General features: G+C 74.2%; 21 protein-coding genes. 13 read left to right on the top strand and 8 right to left on the bottom strand.

Features of this window, described 5'->3' with window-relative positions:
- Positions 1-9 precede the first annotated feature (9 nt).
- Positions 10-690 carry an SDR family oxidoreductase gene (locus tag IFT45_RS01165; RefSeq protein WP_192046119.1) on the top strand — a complete coding sequence of 227 codons (681 nt, stop codon included), beginning with the start codon at positions 10-12 and terminating at the stop codon, positions 688-690.
- Positions 691-721: 31 nt separating this feature from the next.
- Here IFT45_RS01165 and IFT45_RS01160 read toward each other — a convergent pair whose 3' ends face one another.
- The 3 genes from IFT45_RS01160 to IFT45_RS01150 form a co-directional block, all read right to left on the bottom strand.
- Positions 722-1,216, bottom strand: a complete 495-nt coding sequence (locus IFT45_RS01160; protein ID WP_056056623.1) for a MarR family winged helix-turn-helix transcriptional regulator — start codon at positions 1,214-1,216, stop codon at positions 722-724.
- Between the two features lie 172 nt (positions 1,217-1,388).
- Positions 1,389-3,035, bottom strand: a complete 1,647-nt coding sequence (locus IFT45_RS01155; RefSeq protein ID WP_192126263.1) for a glycosyl hydrolase 53 family protein — start codon at positions 3,033-3,035, stop codon at positions 1,389-1,391.
- Between the two features lie 147 nt (positions 3,036-3,182).
- The gene (locus IFT45_RS01150; protein ID WP_192126261.1) at positions 3,183-5,234 is read right to left on the bottom strand and encodes a beta-galactosidase; all 2,052 of its coding nucleotides are present in this window, start codon (positions 5,232-5,234) and stop codon (positions 3,183-3,185) included.
- 204 nt (positions 5,235-5,438) lie between these two features.
- Between IFT45_RS01150 and IFT45_RS01145 the strand changes: the two genes are divergently transcribed.
- The 11 genes from IFT45_RS01145 (at position 5,439) to IFT45_RS01095 (ending at position 18,821) form a co-directional block, all read left to right on the top strand.
- On the top strand, positions 5,439-6,746 hold the full coding sequence (locus IFT45_RS01145) for an ABC transporter substrate-binding protein (RefSeq protein ID WP_056056617.1): 1,308 nt from the start codon (positions 5,439-5,441) through the stop codon (positions 6,744-6,746).
- Between the two features lie 79 nt (positions 6,747-6,825).
- Positions 6,826-7,779, top strand: coding sequence for a carbohydrate ABC transporter permease (locus IFT45_RS01140; RefSeq protein WP_056056614.1), 954 nt, complete (start codon positions 6,826-6,828; stop codon positions 7,777-7,779).
- 2 nt (positions 7,780-7,781) lie between these two features.
- Positions 7,782-8,732, top strand: coding sequence for a carbohydrate ABC transporter permease (locus tag IFT45_RS01135; RefSeq protein ID WP_167259793.1), 951 nt, complete (start codon positions 7,782-7,784; stop codon positions 8,730-8,732).
- Positions 8,733-8,778: 46 nt separating this feature from the next.
- Positions 8,779-9,789, top strand: coding sequence for a LacI family DNA-binding transcriptional regulator (locus IFT45_RS01130; protein WP_056056612.1), 1,011 nt, complete (start codon positions 8,779-8,781; stop codon positions 9,787-9,789).
- Positions 9,790-9,986: 197 nt separating this feature from the next.
- A complete protein-coding gene (locus IFT45_RS01125) occupies positions 9,987-11,639 on the top strand; it encodes an ABC transporter substrate-binding protein (protein ID WP_056056611.1) in 1,653 nt (550 codons plus the stop codon).
- A gap of 3 nt (positions 11,640-11,642) precedes the next feature.
- Positions 11,643-12,596, top strand: coding sequence for an ABC transporter permease (locus IFT45_RS01120; protein ID WP_056056607.1), 954 nt, complete (start codon positions 11,643-11,645; stop codon positions 12,594-12,596).
- Positions 12,596-13,474: an ABC transporter permease gene (locus IFT45_RS01115; protein ID WP_185233343.1), complete on the top strand. Its 879-nt coding sequence runs from the start codon at positions 12,596-12,598 to the stop codon at positions 13,472-13,474. Before IFT45_RS01120 ends, IFT45_RS01115 begins: the two co-directional genes overlap by 1 nt.
- A gap of 4 nt (positions 13,475-13,478) precedes the next feature.
- Positions 13,479-15,371 carry a gamma-glutamyltransferase family protein gene (locus IFT45_RS01110; RefSeq protein WP_371810866.1) on the top strand — a complete coding sequence of 631 codons (1,893 nt, stop codon included), beginning with the start codon at positions 13,479-13,481 and terminating at the stop codon, positions 15,369-15,371.
- Positions 15,355-17,061 carry an ABC transporter ATP-binding protein gene (locus IFT45_RS01105; RefSeq protein ID WP_192126259.1) on the top strand — a complete coding sequence of 569 codons (1,707 nt, stop codon included), beginning with the start codon at positions 15,355-15,357 and terminating at the stop codon, positions 17,059-17,061. Before IFT45_RS01110 ends, IFT45_RS01105 begins: the two co-directional genes overlap by 17 nt.
- 30 nt (positions 17,062-17,091) lie before the next feature.
- Positions 17,092-17,898: a GntR family transcriptional regulator gene (locus IFT45_RS01100; protein WP_371810817.1), complete on the top strand. Its 807-nt coding sequence runs from the start codon at positions 17,092-17,094 to the stop codon at positions 17,896-17,898.
- Positions 17,895-18,821: an acetamidase/formamidase family protein gene (locus IFT45_RS01095; RefSeq protein WP_056056601.1), complete on the top strand. Its 927-nt coding sequence runs from the start codon at positions 17,895-17,897 to the stop codon at positions 18,819-18,821. Before IFT45_RS01100 ends, IFT45_RS01095 begins: the two co-directional genes overlap by 4 nt.
- A gap of 21 nt (positions 18,822-18,842) precedes the next feature.
- Here IFT45_RS01095 and IFT45_RS01090 read toward each other — a convergent pair whose 3' ends face one another.
- The 5 genes from IFT45_RS01090 to IFT45_RS01070 form a co-directional block, all read right to left on the bottom strand.
- Complete coding sequence (locus tag IFT45_RS01090) at positions 18,843-19,703, bottom strand: ABC transporter permease (protein ID WP_192126257.1); 861 nt, start codon at positions 19,701-19,703, stop codon at positions 18,843-18,845.
- Positions 19,690-20,679, bottom strand: a complete 990-nt coding sequence (locus IFT45_RS01085) for an ATP-binding cassette domain-containing protein (protein ID WP_192126255.1) — start codon at positions 20,677-20,679, stop codon at positions 19,690-19,692. The genes IFT45_RS01090 and IFT45_RS01085 overlap by 14 nt, the downstream gene beginning before the upstream one ends.
- An 11-nt stretch (positions 20,680-20,690) precedes the next feature.
- Positions 20,691-21,806 carry a DUF2092 domain-containing protein gene (locus IFT45_RS01080; protein WP_192126253.1) on the bottom strand — a complete coding sequence of 372 codons (1,116 nt, stop codon included), beginning with the start codon at positions 21,804-21,806 and terminating at the stop codon, positions 20,691-20,693.
- A 233-nt stretch (positions 21,807-22,039) separates the two neighbouring features.
- Positions 22,040-22,354 carry an antibiotic biosynthesis monooxygenase gene (locus IFT45_RS01075; protein ID WP_192126251.1) on the bottom strand — a complete coding sequence of 105 codons (315 nt, stop codon included), beginning with the start codon at positions 22,352-22,354 and terminating at the stop codon, positions 22,040-22,042.
- A 71-nt stretch (positions 22,355-22,425) separates the two neighbouring features.
- Positions 22,426-22,908, bottom strand: a complete 483-nt coding sequence (locus IFT45_RS01070; RefSeq protein WP_056056592.1) for an FBP domain-containing protein — start codon at positions 22,906-22,908, stop codon at positions 22,426-22,428.
- A gap of 423 nt (positions 22,909-23,331) precedes the next feature.
- Between IFT45_RS01070 and IFT45_RS01065 the strand changes: the two genes are divergently transcribed.
- Positions 23,332-24,180: a putative protein N(5)-glutamine methyltransferase gene (locus IFT45_RS01065; protein ID WP_192126249.1), complete on the top strand. Its 849-nt coding sequence runs from the start codon at positions 23,332-23,334 to the stop codon at positions 24,178-24,180.
- Positions 24,181-24,201: the final 21 nt, after the last annotated feature.

Below are 24,201 nucleotides of genomic sequence, written 5' to 3'. Positions count from 1 at the left end.
CTCCGCCGCATGACCGAACTGCGTGGTGCCGTCGTCCTGGTGACCGGAGCCTCGGGCGGGCTGGGCTCGCGCCTCGCCGCCCAGCTCACCGAGCGGGGGGCCGTCGTGGTGCGCGCCGGCCGGGCCGGCGGCAGCCTCCAGGGCCCGGGCGCCTACGTCGCCGACCTCCGCGAGCCGACCGGGGCGGCCTCGCTGGTCGCCGCGGCCCTCCAGGCCCACGGGCGCCTCGACGGCATCGTGGTCGCGGCCGGGGTCGTCGCCTTCGGGCCGGCCGACGCCGTCGCCGACGACACCCTCGCCGAGCTGGTCGACACGAACCTGCTCGCGCCGATCCGACTGCTGCGCGACGGCGCGGAGGCGCTGGCCGCGTCGGCCGCGGAGGGCCGCGACCCCTTCGTGGTGACGATCAGCGGCGTCGTGGCCGAGTCGCCGACCGCGGGCATGGCCGCGTACTCCGCGGCCAAGGCGGGCCTCGCCGCGTACGTGGGCGCCGCCTCCCGGGAGTTCCGGCGCCGCGGCGTCCGCCTGGTCGACGCGCGGCCGGGCCACACCGGCACCGCCCTCTCCGAGCACCCGATCGCGGGCAGCGCCCCGGCGTTCGGCGCGGCGCTCGACCCCGACGCGGTCGCGGCCCGCATCGTGCAGGCGATCGCCGACGGCGAGAAGGACCTGCCGAGCACGGCGTTCTGAGCGCCGCCCGGCAGGTCGCCGCGAGCGGGGCCTAGCTGGGGAACTCGGCGCCGAGCACCCGGAGGAGGTCGGCGAGCTGCGCCTGCTGGGCGCGGTCGAGCGAGCTGAGCGGCGACTCCTCCGCGGCGAGCAGGTCGAGCATGGCCGCGTCGACGCGCTCGATGCCGGCCGGGGTGATGCAGATGCGGGCGGCGCGGCCGTCGCGCGGGTCGGCCCGGCGCTCGACGAGCCGACGCTCGACCAGGCGGTCGAGGCGGTTCGTCATCGTGCCGCTCGTGACCATGGTCGCGGCGACCAGCTCCTTCGGGCTGAGCTCGAACGGCTCGCCCGCGCGGCGGAGCGTCGAGAGCACGTCGAACTCCCAGATCTCGAGGCCGGAGTGGCTGAACGCCTCGGAGCGCACGCGGTCGAGGCGCCGCGACACGCGCCGCAGCCGCGAGAAGACGTCGAGCGCCGCGAAGTCGATGTCGGGGCGCACGCGCGCCCACGCGTCGATGATCAGGTCGACTTCGTCGCTGGTGCTCACGGAGGCGTGTCCAATCCGGTCGGGGGTCCACCCACGATCATGCCCCCAGGAGGTGCGGGTCGCCTCCACGACGCCCCCGGCGGGGCCGAGCGCGCGCTCCCGGGACAGGCAGGAGGCGCGGTGCCGACCGACCGGCACCGCGCCTCCCCGGGGCTGCGCCCGGCCCTGTGGCCTAGTCGGCCGCGTACTCGTCGAGCGCGGGCAGCGGGCGGCCGTCGTGGTCCCACATGGCCTGGTTCTCCCACGCGTTGCCGGAGGTCGGGTCGTCAGGGTCCCAGCCGGCGCCGTCGACGGCCGTCCAGGTGGGCTCCCACGCGACGACGCCGATGCCGCGGCCGCCCGGGGCGGCGGCCACGACGTCCTGCACGGCGCGGAAGTTCGCCGCCTGGCCCTCGGGGGTCGCCGGGTAGCCGGGGGTCAGCATCGAGGCCTGCGCGACGACGTTCTCCCACACGTGGTCGGGGTCGTCGGCGAGGGTCCACGGGTAGGAGGTCTCGACGATCAGCACGTCGCGGTCGTAGCGCTCCGACAGGGTGCTGACGGCGCCCTGCAGGTCGGCGAGGCTGCCGTGCCAGTACGAGTAGTACGAGAGGCCGATCAGGTCGAACGGCACCCCGCGCGCGCTGACCTCGTCGAACCACCAGGTGAGGCCGTCGACGCCGGCGTTGATGTTGGTCAGGTGCAGCACGACCTTCGTCTCGGGCGACACCTCGCGGACGGCCGTGGCCCCCGCGGTGAGGAAGCTCGCGAGGTTCTCCCACTGGGCGCCCGTCACGCCGTCGGTCGGGTCGACGTCCCAGGTCTGGCCGAGCGGCCAGACCATGCCGGGGTTGATCTCGTTGCCGACCTGGACGGCGTCGGCGGTGATGCCCTCGGCGGCCAGCGCGTCGAGCACCGCCCGGGTGTGGTCGTGGATCGCCTGGGCGACCTGCGGGGCCGTGAAGCCCTGCCACGCCCTCGGCATCGTCTGCGCGCCCGGGTCCGTCCAGCGGTCGGAGTAGTGGAAGTCGACGAGCAGCTGCATGCCGGCCGCGTCGATCCGCTTCGCGCTCGCCACGACGTCGTCGAGGTCGTTGTAGCCGTCGCTCGGGTCGACCCAGACCTTGAGGCGGCCCATCGTCGCGCCGTGGTCGGCGAGCTGCTGGATCGCGTCGGTCGGCTGACCGGCCGCGTCGAGGTACACCGCCCCCTCGTCCTCGTTGCGCAGCAGGCCCGACACGTCGGCCCCGCGCACGTCGCGGGTGACGCGGCCGGGCGTGAACTGCACGTCGTCGATGCTCGCCCAGGCGCCCGCGGCGCCCGTCGTGCGGAAGGTCAGCGTGCACTGGCTGTGCGAGACCTCGGCCGAGACCGCGAGGCGCACCCAGCCGTCGTCCGCCTCGGTCGAGGGCACCGCGGTCGACGCCGCGACGGCCCGGCTCGACCCCTGCCCGCAGCCGGCGAGCTCGAGCGCGCTCGCGTCGAGCCCGCCGCCGCTCTTCACCCAGGCGCTGAACGTCCACCAGCCCGGCGTGACCTTCTTGACCTTCTGCGTGGTGACCGCCTCGCCGGCGGCGGGCAGCCAGTGCGTCAGGCGCGTGGGGGAGTCGTGCCCGCCCGCCTCGAGCGACGTCGTGCCCGAGCCCTTGCTGACCCAGCCGGAGGCGCCCTGCTCGAAGCCGGGGTCGCTCACGACCGCCGTCGGCGACGCGGCCAGGGCCCCGCTCGTCGGCAGGAGGCCGCCGCCGAGGGCGACGACCGCGACGGCGACGCCGCCGGTGAGGGCGAGCCGCGCCCTCCGTCGGCCGCCGGGGGCGGGGTGGGGTGCGGGTCGAGCCATGGTCGTCCTCCTTGACGATCTGCGGGCGGTGCGGTGGCGGTGCGGCGGTGCTGGCGGTGCTGGCGGTGCTGGCGGTGCGGCGGCGGTGCTGGTGGTGCGGTCAGGGGGCCCGGGCCGCGCCCGGTGGGCGGCGACCCGGGCCGGGTGTCAGCGGCGGTCGCTGCGGACCACGGCGACGCCGCCGGCGGCGATCGTCACCGTGCCGTCGACGGCCTCGCCGGTGAGCAGCTCGGTGCCGGTCGGGGCGACGACGGCGACCTCGGCGTCGGTGTGGTTCAGCCAGAAGGTGAACAGCGCGTCGTCCGAGCGGCGCTCGACGACCTCGACGCCCGGGACGCGGCCCTCGCGCTCGGCGACGCCGGCGTCGGCCAGCACCTGCTGCACGAGACGCTCGAGGTCGCCGCCCTCGACGCGGGTCGAGACGTACCAGGCCGAGCCCTCGCCGAGGGCGTTGCGGGTCACGGCGGCGCCGCCGGCCGCGGGGCCGGTCGTGTAGCTCGCGACGGCGGTCGCGCCCTCGAGCACGACGTCGTCCGACCAGCCGGCGCCCGTCGAGCCGTCGTCGAGCGAGGCGAGCTCGTCGGCGTGCAGGGGCAGGAACTCGGGCACCGAGAGGCCGAGCACCTCGCGGAGCGCGCCGGGGGCGCCGCCCTCGTGCACCGCGTCGTTCTCGTCGACCACGCCGGAGAAGTACGACGCCAGGAAGGTGCCGCCGTCGCGGACGAAGCCGGTCAGGTTCTCCGTCGAGCGGTCGTCGACCAGGTAGAGCGACGGGGCGAGCACGAGGTCGTAGCCCGACAGGTCGTCGTGCGGGTGGCGGAAGTCGACGGTGACGCCGAGCTGCCAGAGCGCCGTGTAGTACGCGACGACGCGCTCGCGGTGGTCGAGCTCGACGGAGGGGCGCCACTCGAGGTCGTGGGCCCAGAACGACTCGATGTCCCAGAGGATCGCGACCCGCGCCTCCACCCGGCTGTCGCGGACGCTCGCCAGCTTGCCGAGGTCGCCGCCGAGGCGGACGACCTCCTGCCAGACGCGGCTCGAGGCGCCCGCGTGGGGGAGCATCGCCGAGTGGAACTTCTCCGCGCCGTAGCGGGAGGCGCGGAACTGGAAGAACATCACCGCGTCGGCCCCGCGGCCCAGGTGCGACAGGCTGTTGCGGGCCAGCTCGCCCGGGCGCTTGGCGATGTTCCGGGGCTGCCAGTTCACGGCGGAGGTGGAGTGCTCCATGAGCATCCACGGCCGGCCCTGCGCGAAGCTGCGGGTGAGGTCGGCGTCGAGCGCGAGCAGCACGTGGTTGTCGGGGCGCTCGGCGACGAGGTAGTGGTCGTTCGCCACGACGTCGACCTCGCGGGCCCAGGCCCAGTAGTCGATCGACGGGCAGTTGCTCGACATGAAGTTGGTCGTGACGGGGCGGCCCGGCGAGTGCGCCTTGATCACGTCGCGCTCGGCGACGTAGAGCGAGAGCAGGGCGTCGGAGGTGAAGCGGGCGAAGTCGAGGCGCTGCGTCTGGTTGACGACGGTGGCCGAGACGCGCGGGGCGTCGATGTGCTCCCACTCGCCGTAGACCTGGCCCCAGAAGAGCGTGCCCCAGGCCGCGTTGAGGGCGTCGAGGGTGCCGTAGCGCCCCTGCAGCCACCGGCGGAAGGCGACGACCGAGTGCGGGCCGTAGTCCTCGCTGATCGGGGCGCCGTACTCGTTGTGGACGTGCCACATGACGACGGCCGGGTGCTGGCCGTAGCGCTTCGCGAGCTGCTCGGTGATCGCCGTGGCCGCGCGGCGGTACTCGGGCGAGCTCGGGCTGACCATGCCGCGCGAGCCGCGGCCGAGGACGGTGCCCTCGCGGGTTACGGGGTGCGACTCGGGGTAGGCGGCCCAGAACCAGGCCGGCGGCACCGTCGTGGGCGTGGCGAGGTCGACGTCGATGCCCGCCTCGTGGAGCAGGCCGATGATGTCGTCGAGGAAGGTGAAGTCGTACTCGCCCTCGCGGGGCTCGAGCAGCGCCCACGAGAAGATGCCGACGCTGACCAGGTTGACACCCGACTGCTCCATGAGCGCGATGTCCTCGAGCCAGGTCTCGCGGGGCCACTGCTCGGGGTTGTAATCGCCGCCGTAGCGGATCTCCGCACGGCCGGGGACGCGCGAGGCGCCGGTCTGCTCACCGGGCTGCGCGGCGGGCGGGGTCTCGAGCTCGAGTGACATGCGGTGATCTCCTTTGACTGTGTGCGCTCCCAGTTCTAGCACACGGCCACCCCGCCGAAATAGTGCGTGATCCGCATCTGATGCACAGTTGACAAGCCATTTCGGCTGTGCATAACTGTAACCGCTCACAGGCACAGCGACGTGGTTCTCCGAAGCACGGCTGCGCCGCCCCACCCCAGCTCTTGCTTTCCTCAAGGAGGACGAATGCGCAGCTCATCCCGCCGTCTCGGCGTCGCCACCCTCGCCACGGCCGCACTTCTGCTCACCGCCGGCTGCTCCGCCTCCGGCGGGGACTCCGCCGACGGCGGCCCCGTCGAGCTCACCTACTGGGCCTGGGCCCCGAACCTCGACAAGGTCGTCGACATCTGGAACGACCAGAACCCCGACATCCAGGTCACGGTCAACAAGCAGGACGGCGGTGACCCCGCCATCACCAAGTTGCTCACGGCCATCAAGGCCGGCAGCGGCGCGCCCGACCTCATCCAGGCCGAGTACCAGAAGATCCCGACGCTCGTCGCCTCCGACGCGCTCGCCGACATCAGCGAGCAGGGCGCCGGCGACCTCGAGGGCGACTTCTCGGCCGGCACCTGGTCGTCGGTCACCCTCGGCGGCGACGGCGTCTACGCCATCCCGCAGGACTCCGGCCCGATGATGGCGTACTACCGCGAGGACGTCCTCGCGCAGTACGGCCTCTCCGTGCCGACCACGTGGGACGAGTACGCGCAGGTCGCCGAGGCGCTGCACGCGGCCGACCCGACCAAGTACCTCGGCACCTTCTCGGCGAACGACGCCGGCTGGTTCGCCGGCCTCGCCCAGCAGGCGGGCGCCTCCTGGTGGTCCAACGACGGCGAGAGCTGGAGCGTCGACATCGCGGAGGACCCGACCGAGAAGGTCGCGTCGTACTGGGGCGGCCTCGTCGAGAGCGGCGCGATCGACAACGCGCCGATGTACACGCCCGAGTGGAACGCCGGCCTCAACGACGGCTCGCAGGTCGGCTGGATCAGCTCGGTCTGGGCCCCCGGCGTGCTGAGCGGCAACGCGCCCGACACGGCCGGCAAGTGGACGGCCGCGCCCGTGCCGCAGTGGGACGCCTCGGAGCCGACCGACGGCAACTGGGGCGGCTCGACCACGGCCGTCACGACCCAGTCGACCAAGAAGGAGGCGGCGGTCGAGTTCGCGACGTGGCTGAACACCGACCCCGAGGCCGTCGCCGCGCTCGCCGACATCTCCGGCGTCTACCCGGCCGCCACCGACGCGGCGTCCGACGCGCTGACGACCCCGCCGGAGTTCTTCAGCCAGCAGGCCGACTTCTACGACATCGCCGCGGCGTCCTCCGACGCCGTGCAGCCCTTCACCTACGGGCCGAACGTCAACGTCGCCTTCAGCGCCTACAACGACGAGTTCGCGAAGGCCGCCGACGCCCGGACGCAGTCCGCGTTCGAGGACGCCGTCGACGCCATGCAGGAGATCACGCTCGACGACCTGACCAAGAGCGGCTTCTCGGTCAAGTAGCCGTCCACCCGGGAGGGGCGGCCCCGGCCGCCCCTCCCGCCCCGCACCCGCACCGCCCCCACGAGGAACCAGGACCGGCATGGCCGACACGCTCACCCCCACCCGACCGGCGACCGGTCGACGACCCGGCAGCGTCCGCAGCCGGGTGATCACGCCCTACGCGATGCTCGCCCCCGGCATCGTGCTGTTCGTCCTCTTCATGGCCGCGCCGATCGTCTACACGGTCTTCCTCAGCTTCCAGAAGAAGCAGGTGATCGGGCTCGGCCTCGGCTCGGGCGGCCAGACCACGGCCTTCGCCGGCCTCGAGAACTACGTCGGCACGCTGACCGACCCCGAGTTCGGCGCCAGCGTCGGGCGCGTGCTGCTCTACGGCGTCGTGCTCATCCCGTGCATGCTCGGCCTCGCGCTGCTCTTCGCCCTGCTGCTCGACTCCCGTCGCACCCGCGCGGTGACCTTCTCGCGCGTCTCGATCTTCCTGCCCTACGCCGTGCCCGCCGTGATCAGCTCGCTGCTCTGGGGGTTCCTGTACCTGCCCGCGGTGAGCCCGTTCTACTGGGTGTTCGACCGCCTCGGCTGGGACGTCGACAGCGTGCTCGGCTCCGGCACCGTCCTGTTCGCGATCGCCAACATCGCCCTCTGGGGCGGCGTCGGCTTCAACATGATCGTCATCTACACGTCGCTCCGGGCCGTGCCGAGCGACGTCTACGAGGCCGCCCGCCTCGACGGCGCGAGCGAGGTCCAGATCGCCCTGCGCATCAAGATCCCGATGGTCGCCCCGGCGCTCGTCATGACGGGCCTGTTCTCGATGGTCGCGACGCTGCAGGTCTTCGCCGAGCCGACCACCCTCCGCCCGCTGACGAACAGCCTCTCGACCAGCTGGTCGCCGCTGATGCTCGTCTACCGCGACGCGTTCACCCGCGACGACATCTACTCCGCGGCGGCGACCTCGGTCGTCATCGCCCTCGCCACCTTCATCGTCTCCTTCTTCTTCCTCCGGGTCGTGCAGAAGCGAGCCTTCGGCCAGGAGGACTGACCATGACCACCCTCGACACCGCCCCCGAGGCCGCGGCCTCCCCGGCCGACCCGACCCGCGCCTCCGGCGCCCGCCCCGTCGCCCCCGCGCGGCCGCGCCGCGACCCCTCCGCCCCGCGCCTGCACGCCGAGCGGCCGAGCGTCGTCTCGACCGTGCTGCTGCTGATGGGCGCCGTCTACTGCCTCTTCCCCGTGCTGTGGGTCGTGATGGCCTCGACCAAGGACGGCGGCGAGCTGTTCTCGACCTTCACCCTGGCCCCGAGCGGCCACCTGATCGACAACGTCGTCGCGCTGACGCAGTACCGCGACGGGCTGTTCTGGCGCTGGATGCTCAACACCGCGCTCTACGCGGGCATCGGGGCGATCGCCTCGACCTACGTGTCGGCGCTCTCGGGCTACGTGCTGGCGAAGTTCGAGTTCCCGGGCAAGAAGGTCGTCTTCAACGTGCTGCTCATGGGCGTGCTGGTACCCGGCGTGATCCTGGCCATCCCGCAGTACTTCCTGCTCGCGAACGTCGGCCTGACCAACACGTTCTGGGGCGTGCTGCTGCCCCAGATCATCAGCCCCTACGGCATCTACCTGGCCCGCATCTACGCCGCGGCGGCCGTGCCGACCGACGTCATCGAGGCGGCCCGCACCGAGGGCGCCACCGAGATGGGCATCTTCTCGAAGATCGCCGTGCCGATGCTGCTGCCCGGGCTCGTCACGATCTTCCTGTTCCAGTTCGTCGCGATCTGGAACAACTTCATGCTGCCGTACATCATGCTCGGCGACGACTCGCTCTTCCCCCTCACGGTCGGCCTCAACGGGCTGCTCAACCAGGGAGCCTCGGCGCCGGCGCTCTACACGCTCGTCATCACCGGCGCGCTGCTCTCGGTCATCCCGCTGATCGCGATCTTCCTGGTGCTGCAGCGCTTCTGGCGCGTGGACCTCGCCGCCGGCGCGGTCAAGTAGGCGGCGGGGCGTGGCGGGCGGGGCGGTCGCCCCTAGGCTGTCCCGCGTGAGCAGCGCGACGGGCCGGCGACCGACGATCGACGACGTCGCGACCGCCGCCGGCGTCTCGCGCGGCACCGTCTCGCGGGTGCTCAACGGTGGCCGCTGGGTGAGCCCCGACGCCAAGGAGGCGGTCGACCGGGCCATCAAGCAGACCGGCTACCGCGTCAACCCCCACGCCCGCAGCCTCGCGACGAACCGCACCGACTCGGTGGCCTTCCTCCTCACCGAGGACCACCAGCAGCTCTTCGAGGACCCGAACTTCTCCGCGCTGCTCAAGGGCACCGCGGCGGCCCTCGCGGCGGCCGAGAAGTCGCTCGTGCTGATCATGGCCGGCACGGTCGCCGAGCAGGAGCGCGCGGTGGCGTACATCCAGGCGGGGCACGTCGACGGCGTGCTGCTCGTCTCGGCCCACAGCGGCCAGCGCCTGCTCGCCGACGTCGTCGCGGCGGGCGTGCCCGCGATCGCCTGCGGCATCCCGCTCGGCTACGAGAAGAAGCTCGGGCACGTCGGGGCCGACGACGAGCAGGGCGCCCGCGACATGGTCGCCTACCTGCGCTCGCGGGGGCGGCGCCGCGTCGCGACGATCACGGGGCCGGCCGACACCCCGGGCGGGCTGATCCGCCTCGACGGCTACCGGGCCGAGCTCGGCGACGAGTACGACCCGACCCTCGTCGCGCACGGCGACTACAGCCGGGCCAGCGGCGACGCGGCGATGCGCGAGCTGCTCGCGGTGCACCCCGACCTCGACGCCGTCTTCGCGGCGAACGACCGGATGGCCGCGGGCGCCCTCGACGCCCTGCGCGACCTCGGGCGGCGCGTGCCCGACGACGTCGCCGTCGGCGGCTTCGACGACTCGAGCGTGGCGGCGCAGACCGAGCCGCCGCTGACGACGATGCGGCAGCCCTTCGACCGGATCAGCGCCGAGATGGTGCGGCTGCTGCTCCAGGTCATCGCGGGCGAGAAGCCGGCGACGATCACCCTGCCGACCGAGATGGTCGTGCGCGGGACGGCCTGATCCGCCCGATCCGCCCGCCCCGCCCCGACCCGACCCGCGCCTGGCCGGCCTGGCCCGCCCGGGGCGACCCGCGCCTCCCGCCCCCCTCGTCCGGGGCACGTTTTACATGGTCGTAACGCGTTGTATACGAAATCGAGCCTGTGCGGCTGATTGCATTCAATCCACTCCCTCCCGCACCCTCGAGCATCGGATCACACATGCCTCGCACCTCGTTCCCCCGGCGACGCGCGCTCGCGCTGCCGGCCGCCGCCCTCGGTCTCGCCCTCGCGGTGACCGGGTGCCAGCAGGTCCAGACCACCGACACCCCGTCCGCCGGCAGCCGTGAGGACGTGTCGACCGCGCCCATCGGCGACTCGACGATCGTCGAGGGCGGCGATCTCGTCATGGCCCTCTCGGCCGAGCCCGACCGGCTCGACCCCACCACCTCCTCGTCGCTCTACACGCGCTACGTGATGGAGACGATGTGCCAGAAGCTCTACGACATCGACGCGGAGGGCCAGATCGTGCCGATGCTCGCGACCGAGCTGCCCGAGGTCAGCGACGACGGCCTGACGGTGACCTTCCCGGTGCGCACCGACGCCGTCTTCGCCGACGGCACGCCCCTCGACGCGGCCGCCGTCGTCACGACCCTGCAGCGCGGCCTCGACAAGGACGACTCGTCGCGGCGCAGCGAGCTCGGCCCGATCACGGGCATCAGCGCGGTCGACGACTCGACCGTCGAGGTCACCTACTCCGAGCCCTTCGCCCCGCTGACGGCCGCCCTCGCCGACCGTGCCGGCATGGTCATGTCGCCCACCGCGCTGGCCTCCGCCGGCGACGCCTTCGGCGACGCGCCCGTCTGCGTCGGCCCGTACAAGTTCGTCGAGCGCGTGCCGCAGACCTCGATCACCGTCGAGCGCGACCCGCTCTACTACGACGCCGAGTCGGCCCACTTCGACACCATCACCTACCGCATCATCACCGACGCCAGCATCCGCGCCGCGAACCTGCAGTCGGGCGACGTCCAGGTCGCCGACTCGATGTCGACGCAGGACGTCGGCACGCTCAAGGAGGACGACTCGCTGACGGTGCTCGAGGTCGGCTCGCTCGGCTACCAGGGCCTCACCGTCAACATCGGCAACCAGGACGGCATCGGCACCGAGCCCGTGCAGATCGACACCCCGCTCGCGAGCAACGCCGTCGTGCGCCAGGCGCTCTCGATGTCGATCGACCGCGAAGCGCTCGTGAAGACCGTCTTCGGCGGCCTCTACGACCCGGCCTGCTCGCCGATCTCGCCGAGCAGCCCCTTCGCGACCGACGCGAGCGACGCCTGCCCCGACTACGACCCCGAGGCCGCGAAGCAGATGCTCGAGGACGAGGGCGTCGACACGCCCCTCGCCATCGACATGCAGGTGAGCAACAACCCCGACACCGTCCGCTTCGCCCAGGCGCTGCAGGCCCAGGTCGCCGACGGCGGCTTCGAGCTGACCATCACGCCCGTCGAGTACTCGACGCTGCTCGACGTGCAGACGCAGGGCGACTTCGAGGCGCTGCAGCTCGGCTGGTCGGGCCGCATCGACCCGAACGGCAACATGTTCAACTTCCTGTCGACGGGCGCCGGCAACAACTACAGCGGCTACAGCGACGACGAGGTGGACGAGCTGCTCGGCGACGCCGCCTCGACGACCGACGTCGACGAGCGCGCCGAGCTCTACGGCCAGGTCGTCGAGAAGGTGCAGGAGGACGACCCGATCATCTACCTGTACCGCGTGCGCAGCCTCACCGCGCTGTCGAACGACATCGCCGGGGTGTCGACCTACGCCGACGGCGTCGTCCGCCTCAGCACCGCCGCGTTCGTCGAGGCCGACTGAGCCATGACGCGCTACCTCCTCACCCGCCTGTGGCAGTCGGCCGTGACGCTCGTGCTCGCCTCGGTCGTCGTCTTCCTCGGCGTGCGGCAGCTGCCGGGCGACCCGGCCCTCGCCCTCGCGGGTGAGGAGGCGAGCCCGGAGCAGGTCGCGGCCATCCGCGCCGACCTCGGGCTCGACGACTCGCTCGTCGTGCAGTACCTGCGCTTCGCCGGCGCCTTCCTCCGCGGCGACCTCGGGCAGTCCACCCGCACGGGCACGCCGGTCACCGAGCTGATCGGGGCGACCCTGCCGGTGACCCTGTGGCTGGCGCTCTACGCCATCGTCGTGGCCGTCGTCGTCGGGGTCGCCCTGGGCGTCGTCGCGGAGCGCTGGCGCGGCCGCTGGCCGGAGTGGATGGCCAACGCCGCCGCCCTCGTCGGGCTCAGCGTGCCGAACTTCTGGCTCGGGATCCTGGCGATCCTGTGGCTGGCCGTCGGGCTGGGGCTCTTCCCCGCCTCCGGCTACGTGCCCGTCAGCGACGACCCGTGGCAGGCGCTCGTGCACCTGACGCTGCCGGCGCTCATCCTCGGCACGTCGCTCGCCGCCGTGATCATGCGGCAGACGCGGGCGTCGATGATCGAGACGATGACGACCGACTACGTCCGCACCGCCCGGGCGAAGGGCCTCGGCCGCGGCCGCGTGCTGCTCCGCTACGGGCTGCGCAACTCGATGATCGTCGTCGTGACGATCGTCGGCCTCCAGCTCGGCGGGCTCATCTCGGGCGCCGTCGTCACCGAGCGCATCTTCGCGCTGCCGGGCTTCGGCAAGCTCACCCTCGACGCGGTCTTCACCCGCGACTACCCGGTGGTGCAGGCCGTCGTGCTCGTCATCACCCTCGGCTACATCCTCATCAACCTCGTGGTGGACGTGCTCTACAGCGTCCTGAACCCGCGCATCCGAGTCGGAGGAGCCTCCTGATGACCGTCCTCGTGCCCACCACCCACGAGCTCGGCTCGGCCCGTGGCCGCGTCTGGGGCCAGCTGAGGCGCAACAAGCTCGGCGTGACCGGGGCCGTGATGCTGCTCGTCGTCGTCGTGGCCGGCGTGCTCGCCCCGGTGATCGCGCCCTACGGCCCCGCCGAGGTGCACTTCGACACGCCCTTCCAGCTGCCCGGCACCGTCGGGTTCCTGCTCGGCACCGACGACCTCGGCCGCGACATCCTCTCGCGCACCGTCTACGGCATCCGCGTCTCGCTCGTCGTCGGCGTGCTCAGCGTGCTGCTCGCGGTGGTCGTCGGCACCCCGCTCGGCCTCGTCGCCGGGTACTGGCGCTGGCTCGACGCGATCGTCTCGCGGCTCACCGACGTCATGCTCGCCTTCCCCTTCCTCATCATCGCGGTGGCGCTCGCCGCCATCAGCGGGCCGAGCCTCGGCAACGCCGTGGTGGCCCTGGGCATCGCGCAGATCCCGACGATGATCCGCGTCGTCCGCGGCGAGACCCTGCGCATCCGCTCGAGCGACTTCGTGCTGAGCGCCCGCACCATGGACGCCACCGGGCTCCGCGTGATCTTCACGCACGTGCTGCCGAACTGCGTCTCGGCGATCATCGTCCAGGCGACCGTGATCATGCCCGTCGCGGTGATCGGGGAGGCGCTGTTGTCGTTCCTGGGGCTCGGCATCCAGCCGCCGACGGCCAGTCTGGGCATCATGCTCTCCGACGCGCAGCAGTACCTCGCGAACGCCCCGTTCGCCGCCGTCGTGCCGGGCCTCGCCATCGCCGTCATCTGCCTCGGCTTCAACCTCGTCGGCGACGCGCTCCGCGACGCCCTCGACCCGACCTCCCGTGAACGGAACTGACCCCGTGACCTACACCGCGCCTCCGGCGTTCACCACCCGGCCCGACCTGCGGGGCACCGTCGGCATGACGGCCTCGACCCACTGGCTCGCGACGGCCTCGGCCCAGTCGGTGCTCGAGCGCGGCGGCAACGCCTTCGACGCCGCCGTCGCCGGCGCCTTCGTGCTGCACGTCGTCGAGCCGCACCTCAACGGCCCCGGCGGCGACATGACGGCGGTCTTCGCGACCGCCGACGAGCCCGGCCGCCCCGTCGTGCTGATGGGGCAGGGCCCCGCGCCCGCCGCCGCGACGGTCGAGCACTACCGCGCCGAGGGCCTCGACCTCGTGCCCGGCTCGGGCGCCCTCGCCGCCGCCGTGCCCGGCGCCGTCGACGCGTGGCTGCTGCTGCTCCGCGACCACGGCACGTGGGAGCTCGCCGACGTGCTCGCCTACGCGATCGGCTACGCCCGCGACGGCCACCCGCTCACCGCCCGCGTCAGCGAGACGATCGCGGCCGTCACCGACCTCTTCACCGAGCACTGGCCCACGTCGGCCGACCGCTGGCTCGTCGACGGCGCCCCGCCCGAGCCGGGCTCGCTGGTGACCAACGAGGCGTACGCCCGGGTGCTCGACGGGCTGGTGAGCGCGGGAGGCGCGGTGCCGGTCGCTGAGGAGGGCTCCGGCCCCGCCGCCGGGGAGGCCGCCCGTCGCGCCCGCGTCGACGCCGCGCGCACCGAGTGGGCCGAGGGCCTCGTGGCGCGCTCGGTCGACGCGTTCGTGCGGGCCCCGCACCGGCACTCGACCGGGGGCGACCACGCGGGCGTGATCCGCGCCTCCGACCTGGCGGCCTTCCGCGCCTCGACGGAGGAGGCGGCGACCGTCGAGTTCCGCGGCCACGTCGTCGCCAAGACCGGCGCGTGGGGCCAGGGACCGGCGCTGCTGCAGGTGCTCGCGATGCTCGAGCCGCTGCCCGACGAGCTGCTCGACCCGTCGACCGCCGACGGCGCGCACACGATCATCGAGGCGCAGAAGCTCGCGATGGCCGACCGGGAGGCCTGGTACGGCGACCGCGACGTGCCGCTCGACCGGCTGCTGTCGCCCGGGTACGCGGCCGAGCGCCGCGCCCTGATCGGGTCGGCCGCCTCGCTCGAGCTGCGGCCGGGCGACCCCGGAGGGGCAGGAGTCGCGGGTCGGCTGCCGACGCTGCGCACCGACCACGAGACCACGGCCAGCGGCGTCGGCGAGCCCACCGTCGGCTCGTTCGCGGCGGTGCCCGCCGACGACGCCCGCCAGCCGGGCGCCGAGCCCGACGTCACGCCGACCGGCGAGACGCGCGGCGACACGTGCCACATCGACGTCGTCGACCGCTGGGGCAACATCGTCTCGGCGACGCCGTCGGGGGGCTGGCTGCAGTCGTCGCCGACGATCCCCGAGCTCGGCTTCTGCCTCGGCAGCCGCCTGCAGATGTCGTGGCTGGAGGAGGGCACGGCCTCGACGCTCGAGCCCGGCCGCCGCCCCCGCACCACGCTGACGCCGACGCTCGTGCTGCGTGACGGCCAGCCGGTCGCGGCGCTGGGCTCGCCCGGCGGCGACCAGCAGGACCAGTGGCAGCTGCTCTGGCTGCTGCGCACCCTCGTCGGCGGCTGGACCCCGCAGCAGGCGATCGACGCTCCCGCTCTCCACACCACCGCCTTCCCCGGCTCGTTCTGGCCGCGCACCTGGACGCCCGGCGGCGTCGTCGTCGAGGACCGCCTCGGCGACGACGTCATCGCCGAGCTCGAGCGCCGGGGCCACGTCGTCACCCGCGCCGGCGACTGGTCGCTCGGCCGGCTGTCGAGCGTCACCCGAGACCCCGCGACCGGCGTGCTGGGCGCCGCCGCCAACCCCCGAGGAGCACAGGCCTATGCCGCAGGACGCTGACCGCGTGACCACCCCGACCGGCGCCGCGGGCCCGAGCGCCGCCGCGGGCTCGCCCGCCTCGCCCGCCTCGCCCGCCGAGCCGCTGCTCACCGTGCGCGGTCTGCGGGTCGCGTTCGGCGACCGCGACGTCGTGCACGGCGTCGACCTCGACGTCGCCCGCGGCGAACGGGTCGCCATCGTCGGCCAGTCCGGCTCGGGGAAGTCGACCGTCGTCGCCGCGGTGCTGCAGCTGCTGCCCGGCGCCGGCCACGTCACCGGGGGCAGCGTGCACCTCGGCGGCGACGAGCTGACCGGGGCGGGCGAGGCGCGCATGCGCTCCGTGCGCGGGGCGCGCATCGGCCTCGTCCCGCAGGACCCGTCGACCAACCTCAACCCGTCGATGACCGTCGGCGCGCAGGTCGCCGACGCCCTCCGCGCCGGGGGAGCGCGCGGCCGGGCCACGGTCGCCCGCCGCGTCGTCGAGCTGATGACCGAGGCGGGCATCCCCGACGCCGAGCGCCGGTCGGGGCAGTACCCGCACGAGTTCTCGGGCGGCATGCGCCAGCGCGTGCTGATCGCGGTGGCCCTGGCCCGCGACCCCGAGCTGCTCATCGCCGACGAGCCGACCAGCGCGCTCGACGTCACGGTGCAGCGGCAGATCCTCGACCACCTGCAGACCCTGGTCGACGCCCACGGCACGTCGCTGCTCTTCATCACGCACGACCTCGGCGTCGCGGCCGACCGCACCGACCGCATCGTCGTCATGCTCGACGGCCGCGTCGTCGAGCAGGGCACGCCGCGGCAGATCCTGCTCGACCCGCAGCACGAGTACACGAAGCGCCTGGTGGCGGCCGCCCCGACCGTCGCGGCCGCCGTGGCGCTGCGGGCCGAGGAGCCGGTGGGCCAGGAGGGGCAGGAGGCGCGGGCCGACCCCATCCTCGTGGTCCGTGACCTGGTCAAGGAGTACCGCCTGCGGGGTCGCCGTGGCGAGACCGTCCGCGCCGTCGACGGCATCTCGTTCGAGGTGCCGCGGGGCACCACGACCGCGGTGGTCGGCGAGTCGGGCTCGGGCAAGACGACGCTCTCGCGCATCGTGCTCGGCATCGAGCCGGCGACCTCGGGCACCGCGCTGATCGACGGCGAGGGCATCACCGCCAGCCGGGGAGCCGCGCGGCGGGCCCTGCGACGACGGGTGCAGCCCGTCTTCCAGGACCCGTACGGCTCGCTCGACCCGACCTACAGCGTCGAGCGGCTGGTCGACGAGCCGCTGCGCGTCTTCGGCGTCGGCGACCGCGCCTCGCGTCGGGCGCGGGTGGCCGAGCTGCTCGACCAGGTCGCCCTGCCCCGCTCGGTCGCGCAGAGCAGGCCCGGCGAGCTGTCGGGCGGCCAGCGACAGCGGGTGGCGATCGCCCGGGCGCTCGCGCTCGAGCCCGAGCTGCTCATCTGCGACGAGGCCGTCTCGGCCCTCGACGTGCTCGTGCAGGAGCAGATCCTCGAGCTGCTCGCCGAGCTGCAGGGGCGCCTGGGCCTGAGCTACCTCTTCATCACGCACGACCTCGCGGTGGTGCGGCAGATCGCCCATAGTGTGGTGGTGATGCGGCGCGGCCGCATCGTCGAGCGGGGCAGCGTCGACGACGTCTTCCTCTCGCCGACCGACGAGTACACCCACCACCTCCTAGGAGCGATCCCCGGTGCCAGCCTGGCCGTCTGACCCCATGCCGCACGCCCGAGCGGCGGCGTCGTGCTGAGCATCGTCGACGCCGTGCGCGCCGACATCGTCGCCGGGGCCCTCCAGCCCGGCACGCGCATCACCGAGGCGGCGCTCGCCGAGCGCTACGGGGTGTCGCGCGTGCCGGTGCGCGAGGCCCTGCGCGGCCTCGAGGCGGAGGGGTTCGTCGAGTCACGGCCGAACGTCGGGTCGCGGGTCGCCGAGATCCCCGTCGACGAGGCCGACGACCTCTTCGCGGTGCGGGAGGCCCTCGAGATCTCGACCGCGCGTCGGGCCGCTGCCCGGGCACGTCAGCTCTTCACGCGCGACGAGCCGGCCGACGACTGGCAGCGCGTGCGACGCAGCCTCGAGCAGCTGCTCGACGACGGCGACGCCGCGATCGAGGTCGGCGACCTCGACCGGCTCGTCGAGCTCAACGAGCGGTTCCACATCGGGGTGGCCGAGCTGAGCGGCAGCATGACGCTGGCGACCCTGCTGCGTCAGCTCTCGCGCAAGATCGAGTGGCTCTACGCCCTCGACACGTTCTCGCGCGGCAAGCGGCTCTGGCCCGACCACCGGGTCATCCTCTCGGCGATCGACGCCGGCGACGCCGACCGGGCCGCCGAGCTGATGGGCTGGCACGTCCGCGAGTCGCGCATCGGCTACCTCAGCCGGACGGCCCCGGCGGAGGTCGTCGACGAGCTCCGGGCGACGCCGCCCGTCGTCGTCCCGGCGCGTGCGACCGCGGTCGGCGGGGCGACGGCGGTGGCCGCCTCGGCCCGGGCCACGCCCACGCCCGCGCCCGCGCTCGCGCCCGTCCCGGGGGAGGGCGCCGCGTGACCGCCCACCGCCTCGACCCCACGCGCGAGACGACGAACGACGTCTACTCGCGCGACCACCGGCCCGTGCTCACGGTCGACCCCGGCGACACCGTCGTCGTGGGCTCGCTCGACGCCTCGGGCCACCTCGAGCGCCAGACGACGCCGGGCGAGCTCCGCCCGCGCCTGTTCGAGCCCGCCCGCGGCCACGCCCTCACCGGCCCCGTGGCCGTCCGGGGAGCGCGCCCCGGCCAGGTGCTCGCCGTCACCTTCGTCGACCTGCGGCCCGGCGAGTGGGGCTGGACGGTCGCCGGCGGCCGCGAGACCCCCGTGACCACCCGCCTCGGCCTCGCCGACGTCGAGCCCTCCTGGCTGCTGTGGGAGATCGACGCCGACGCCGGCACGGCCACCGAGAGCCGGGGCCTCACCGTCCCCACGGCGCCCTTCCTCGGCGTCACCGGGGTGGCGCCCGCCGAGCCGGGCGAGCACGCCACGACGCCCCCGCGCGCCACGGCCGGCGGCAACATCGACTGCCGCGAGCTCGTCGCGGGCTCCGTCCTCTACCTGCCCGTGCAGGTCGACGACGCCCTGCTCTACCTCGGCGACGGCCACGCGGCGCAGGGCGACGGCGAGGTCGGCGGCACGGCGGTGGAGTGCCCCATGACGACGGAGGTGCGGGTCGACCTGGTCGACGACCGCCCGCTCGACGGCATCCACGCCGAGACCCCGGCCGGGCGCGTCACCTTCGGGTTCGACGCCGACCTCGACGTCGCGACCGGCGACGCGCTCGACGCGATGGTGACCTGGCTCGCCGTGCTGCTCGACGTCGACCGGGCGACGGCCCTGGCCTTCGCCAGCGCCGTCGTCGACCTCCGCGTCACGCAGGTCGCGAACCAGACCTGGGGCGTCCACGCCGTGCTGCCGACCGGGGCCCTCGGCCTCTGAGCGGTGCCCCACCGGCTCAGCTCAGCTGAGCACGTCCTTCGTGGTGAAGCGGCCGAGCGCGAGCGCGCCGAACACGGCGACGTAGCCGGCCTGCAGCAGGGCGTTGTCGGCGAAGTTCCCCCACGAGACGGGGTCGCGCATCAGGTCGGCGAAGCCGAGCCAGTAGTGGGTGAACAGCCACGGGTCGAGGGCGTCGAGCTGCGGCAGGGCGTCGACGATCTGGGCCACGGTCGAGAGCACGATGGTCGCGGCCATGGCGCCCACCGGCACGCTCGTGAGCGTCGACGCGAAGAGGCCGATCGCGCTGAGGCCGAGCAGCGAGATCGTCACGTAGAGCGCCATCAGCAGCAGGCGGCCGACGTAGTCGCCCACGCCGATGCTCTGCCCCGAGAGCAGGGTGACCGGCCCGACGGGGAAGAGCGCCGCGCCGGCGATCGCGCCGAAGACGACGACGACGAGGGTGGCCACCAGGCAGAAGAGGGCCGCCCCGGCGTACTTGACGAGCACCAGGCGCACCCGCCCCACGGGCGTCACGAGGAGGTAGCGCAGGGTGCCGAGGCTCGCCTCGCCGGCGACGGTGTCGCCGGCGACCACGCCCACGGTGAGCGGCAGGAAGAGCGGGATCGCCACCGTGAGCGCCGTCAGCGACACGAAGAGGCCGTTCTGGGTGATGTCGCCGAGGAAGGCCGGGCCGTCGCCGCCGCCCTCCGACCCGTCGGTCGTGACGCGCACGGCGACGGCGAGCAGCACGGGGATGAGCGCGAGGGCCGCGAGCAGCGCGATCGTGCGCACGCGTCGGAAGAGCACGGCGACCTCGCTGCCGAGCAGTGCGAGGCCGCTGCCCCGGCGGGCGGGGCGGGCGGGAGCGTCAGCCGGCGACATCGAAGCCCTCCCCGGTCAGGTCGACGAAGCGGTCCTCCAGGCTGGCACCGGCGACCTCGAAGCCGCGCACGCGCACGTCGGCGGCCACGAGGGCGGCGACGATCGACTCGGGCGAGGGGCCCGGCTGCGGCAGCTCGGCCTCGACGTGCGTCGGCCCGGTGCCGGGCGCCGCGCCGACCGGGTCGGGCGCGAGGCCGAGGCGCGAGAGCACCTCGCGGGCAGGCCCGGGGTCGGGGGTCAGCAGCCGCACCCGGTGGGCGCCGAGGGCTCGCAGGTCGTCGAGCGTGCCCTGGGTGAGCAGGCGACCGGCGCTCATCACGCCGATGTGGGTGCACATCTGCTCGACCTCGGCGAGGAGGTGGCTCGAGACGAACACCGTCGTGCCCTCGTCGGCCAGGGAGCGGATGAGGCCGCGCACCTCGCGCGTGCCCTGCGGGTCGAGTCCGTTGCTCGGCTCGTCGAGCACGAGCAGGTCGCGCGGCATGAGCAGGGCGGCGGCGAGGCCGAGGCGCTGCTTCATGCCGAGCGAGTAGGCGTGGGCCTTCTTGTCGGCGGCGTGGCCGAGGCCGACACGGTCGAGCGCGGCGCCGACGCGGGCCCGGCTGGTCGCCGACGGCGCGCTCCGGTCGCCCGAGTCGAGGCGGGCGAGGTTCGCCCGACCCGAGAGGAAGGGGTAGAAGGCCGGGCCCTCGACGAGCGCTCCGACGCGGGGCAGGACGTCGCGCGACCGCTCGGGCATCGACTCGCCGAGCACCCGCGCCTGGCCGTCGGTCGCGGAGGTGAGGCCGAGCAGCATGCGGATGGTGGTCGTCTTGCCCGAGCCGTTCGGCCCGAGGAACCCGTAGACGCTGCCGCGCGGCACCGCGAGGTCGACGTCGGCCACGGCGCGCTGCCGGCCGAAGGCCTTGCTGAGCCCCCGCGTCTCGATCGCGAGGGCGTCGTCGGCGGGGGCCTCGGCGGCGGCGGCGTCGGTCACCGGGCTGTCGGTCACCGGCCGGCGGCGGCGGTGCGGAGGGCGTCGGCGTCGACGGAGCCCACCCACACCCGGCCGTCGTCGGCCAGGAAGACGCTCACCAGCGAGGTCTGCAGCACGCGGCCCCCGTCGACGGCGGTGGTCACCTGGTCGAGCAGGGCGGCGGCGTCGCCGGCGGCCTGGTCAGCCGGCTGGCCGCCCATCGCTGCGTCCGTCGACGTCGAGGCCGGCAGGCCGACGACGGTGCTCCAGCCCGACCCCACGACGGTCGGGCGCTCGCCCTGGGCGTCGGAGCCGTGGCCGTCGTGGCCGGTGCCCTCGGCGGGCGGCGTCACCTCGGTGACGTCGGCCCCGGCGGGCGCCGTGAAGTCGAACACGTCGGAGTCGGGGGCCCGGAAGTCGACGTCGGTGAAGCCCACCGAGAAGGCCGGGTCGGCCTGGCCCTTCGCGGCCACGACGACCTTGAGGGGCACGCCGGTCTCGGCGTCGACGGTGAGCGTGGCGCTGCCGACGAGCGTCGAGGCGTCGTCGGGGGTGAGGACGACCTGGTACGCGTCACGGCCGGCGACGGAGACGTCGTCGCTCGTGGTCACGGTCGTGCTGGGCTCGACGGCGGCCACGAGGGCGTCGGCCAGCTCGGCGGGCGTCTGCGGCACCGCGGTGCCGTCGGGCAGCGTGCTCGGCAGCTCGCGGGCCTCGTGCTCCGGCAGGGTGGCGTGCGTCGCCTCCTTGGTGCTGCTGTCCCAGGCCCAGACGCTGTCGCCGTCGCGCACGACGTCGCGCTCGGCGAGGTCCTCCACGACCTGGACGCGCTGCTTCGACGGCCCGTCGACGAAGACCTGGGCGGTGTGGCTGCCGGTCAGCAGCTCGAGGGCCTGCGAGACGGAGTCGCCCGAGCCCCCGCGCGAGGCCGAGCCCGGCAGCTCGGGCAGGCCCAGGTCGCTGGTCTGCTCGACGGTGCCGGAGAACGCGGCGTCGGAGCTGCCCGCGATCATCTGGAGGATCTGCGACGCCGACTTGTCGGGCAACGAGACCTCGGCGTTCGCCGAGACGGCGGGCACGACAACCCCGGCGGCGACGACGGCGACCGGGACGGCCGCGGCGGTGATCCAGCGGGCGGACTTCTTCATGGTGACGGCACCTCTCGGGTCGACCCGGACGGGTCGGCGACTGGGCAGCAGGGTACGCGGGAAGCCTGGAGTCCACTGGGGACGCGGGGCACGGCAGTTCGACGTCGAGGCACCCGGCCCCTGCGCCCTCGTGCATCGCACGGTGCCGACGAACCACGTCCTCGCACGGGAACCACGCCGCGGCCTGGTTCCGGTGCGAGGACGTGGTGCCTCGGCGGGTCGGTCGGGGCGGGCTAGAGGTCGACGACCTCGAACTCGAGCAGGTCGGCGCCCGAGGCGACGGGCCGGCGTGGGGCCTCGGCACCGTCCGCGGGAGGCCCGGAGTGGGCCGCCTTCGCGCCCGTCTCGGACCACGCGCGGAACGACTCCTCGTCGGCCCAGGTCGTGACGACGAAGTAGCGCGACTCGCCCGCGACGGGGCGGAGCAGCTGGAACCCCTCGAAGCCGGGGGCCCCGTCGACCGAGTGCTTGCGGGCGGCGAAGCGCGACTCCAGCTCGGAGCCGGCCCCCTCGGGCACGTGGATGGCGTTGATCTTGACGACGGACACGGGGTCTCCCTCTGCGGTTCGTGGGGCGCGGTGCCGACCGGCACCGCGCCTCCTCGACGATAGGGCGGTGGTCAGGCCGTCTTCATGACGTTCGCCGTGAATCCTCGGACGCGCTCGGTGAGACCCGCGGCCCGGCGGTCGATCTGCTCGGGCGGGTTGAGGTGCGGCGGCGCGACCCGGATCAGCAGCGAGCACGCGAGGTCCTCGCAGATGTAGGTGCCGACGGTGTCGCCGTTGGCTCCCGCCTCGCCCGCCTTCGGCGCCGTGAAGAGCCGCACCTGCGTGGCCGGCTGGGGGGAGTGGCAGAGCGAGCACATCGCCGCGATGCCGGGGCGGAGCGAGGCGCCGGAGGAGCGCACGACGAGGCCCACCGGGCGGTCGTCCACCCAGTGCACGATGTAGCCGCGCTGGTGGGCCTGCGGGTCGCGCCAGCCGAGGAACTCGCGCTCGCTCCAGAGCATCTCGTGCAGACCGGGGATGGGCAGGCGGTCCAGGTCGCCCGGCAGGGCGTTGACGAACGACTCGCGGATGTCGGACTCGGTCAGCGGCTTCATGTTCTCCCTCGTGCCGTCGGTGCTGCGAGCCTACGCGGCCCGGCCGCGCCGCCGCCGGGCGTGGGCCTGGTGCGGTGCGTGTGCGCGTGCCGTGCCGATGCGGCGGGTCCCTGTCCTCGTGGGCGGGCCCGCGCCGGCCCGCCGGGGAGGACGGCGACCCGCCGACCGTCCCCGGGCTCCTGGCCGGGCACGGTGCCGGGGGAGGTCCGGACCTGGCGGTCTGGATCCGCTGATCCACTCTGGAGTGGATCAGCGGATCCGGGGCCCGTCCCGTGCGGGCTCGGTGCAGGAGGAACAGGGGGTGCGGCGGGTCCGCGTCCTCGTGGGCGGGCCCACGATGGCCCGCCGGGGAGGAGGGCGACCCGCCGCACCACTGCCGGGGAGGACAGCGACCCGCCGCACCCCGGGGCCTACGCTGGCGGCGTGGTCGAGCAGCGGGCGGGGCAGCGAGCCGAGCAGGGCGACGAGCAGCACGTCGTCGACCGCCTGCGCGCCGCCGGCTGCGTCTTCGCGGAGGACGAGGCCCGGCTGCTCGTCGAGGCCGCGACCGGCGGCGAGCGCGAGGCGATGGTCCGTCGACGCGTCGCCGGCGAGCCCCTCGAGCAGGTGCTCGGCTGGGCGTCCTTCGACGGCCTGCGCGTCCCCGTCGTGCCGGGGGTGTTCGTCCCGCGTCGCCGCACGGAGCTGCTCGTCGACGTCGCCGACGCCCTCCTCGACGGCACGGGCGCCGGAGCCCCCGTCCGCCGCGGCGCCCCCGCCCGCCCCGTCGTCGTCGAGCTCTGCTGCGGCGTCGCCGCCGTCTCCGCGGCCCTGCTGCACCGCCGCCCCGGCCTCGACCTCGTGGCGGCCGACCTCGACCCCGCCGCGGTCGGCCGTGCCCGGCGCACCCTCGGCGACCGCGCGTCCGTGCTCGAGGGCGACCTGTTCCGGCCGCTGCCCCCGCGCCTCCTCGGCCGGGTCGACGTGCTGGTCGCCAACGCGCCGTACGTCCCGACGGGCGCGATCGCGACGATGCCGCCCGAGGCGCGCCTCCACGAGTCCGTGCTCGCCCTCGACGGCGGCGCCGACGGGCTCGACCTGCACCGGAGGATCGCGGGGGAGGCGCGGGCCTGGCTCGCCCCCGGCGGCAGCCTCCTGGTCGAGACGAGCGAGGCGCAGGCCGACGCCACGGAGGCCCTGCTGGCCGCGGCCGGACTCGTCACCCGCGTGCACCGCGACGACGACCGCGACGCGACGGTCGTCGCGGGCCGGGCGGAGGCGCGGGTCGGCTGACGCGCCGATCTCACGGAGCCG

Origin of the sequence: Frigoribacterium sp. CFBP 13707 (genome assembly GCF_014842245.1) — a bacterium.
Taxonomy (GTDB): Bacteria; Actinomycetota; Actinomycetes; order Actinomycetales; family Microbacteriaceae; genus Frigoribacterium; species Frigoribacterium endophyticum.
Note: the sequence above shows the minus strand (reverse complement) of the source record. Positions and strands in the feature narration are given on the sequence as shown.

What these genes read in the sequence shown, in the direction of transcription:
- IFT45_RS01080 (WP_192126253.1), bottom strand. Translation starts at nt 21,806, where the DNA reads ATGAAGAAGTCCGCCCGCTGGATCACCGCCGCGGCCGTCCCGGTCGCC.
- IFT45_RS01105 (WP_192126259.1), top strand. Translation starts at nt 15,355, where the DNA reads ATGCCGCAGGACGCTGACCGCGTGACCACCCCGACCGGCGCCGCGGGC.
- IFT45_RS01125 (WP_056056611.1), top strand. Translation starts at nt 9,987, where the DNA reads ATGCCTCGCACCTCGTTCCCCCGGCGACGCGCGCTCGCGCTGCCGGCC.
- IFT45_RS01145 (WP_056056617.1), top strand. Translation starts at nt 5,439, where the DNA reads ATGCGCAGCTCATCCCGCCGTCTCGGCGTCGCCACCCTCGCCACGGCC.
- IFT45_RS01155 (WP_192126263.1), bottom strand. Translation starts at nt 3,035, where the DNA reads ATGGCTCGACCCGCACCCCACCCCGCCCCCGGCGGCCGACGGAGGGCG.
- IFT45_RS01165 (WP_192046119.1), top strand. Translation starts at nt 10, where the DNA reads ATGACCGAACTGCGTGGTGCCGTCGTCCTGGTGACCGGAGCCTCGGGC.
- IFT45_RS01135 (WP_167259793.1), top strand. Translation starts at nt 7,782, where the DNA reads ATGACCACCCTCGACACCGCCCCCGAGGCCGCGGCCTCCCCGGCCGAC.
- IFT45_RS01150 (WP_192126261.1), bottom strand. Translation starts at nt 5,234, where the DNA reads ATGTCACTCGAGCTCGAGACCCCGCCCGCCGCGCAGCCCGGTGAGCAG.
- IFT45_RS01090 (WP_192126257.1), bottom strand. Translation starts at nt 19,703, where the DNA reads ATGTCGCCGGCTGACGCTCCCGCCCGCCCCGCCCGCCGGGGCAGCGGC.
- IFT45_RS01120 (WP_056056607.1), top strand. Translation starts at nt 11,643, where the DNA reads ATGACGCGCTACCTCCTCACCCGCCTGTGGCAGTCGGCCGTGACGCTC.
- IFT45_RS01140 (WP_056056614.1), top strand. Translation starts at nt 6,826, where the DNA reads ATGGCCGACACGCTCACCCCCACCCGACCGGCGACCGGTCGACGACCC.
- IFT45_RS01070 (WP_056056592.1), bottom strand. Translation starts at nt 22,908, where the DNA reads ATGAAGCCGCTGACCGAGTCCGACATCCGCGAGTCGTTCGTCAACGCC.
- IFT45_RS01115 (WP_185233343.1), top strand. Translation starts at nt 12,596, where the DNA reads ATGACCGTCCTCGTGCCCACCACCCACGAGCTCGGCTCGGCCCGTGGC.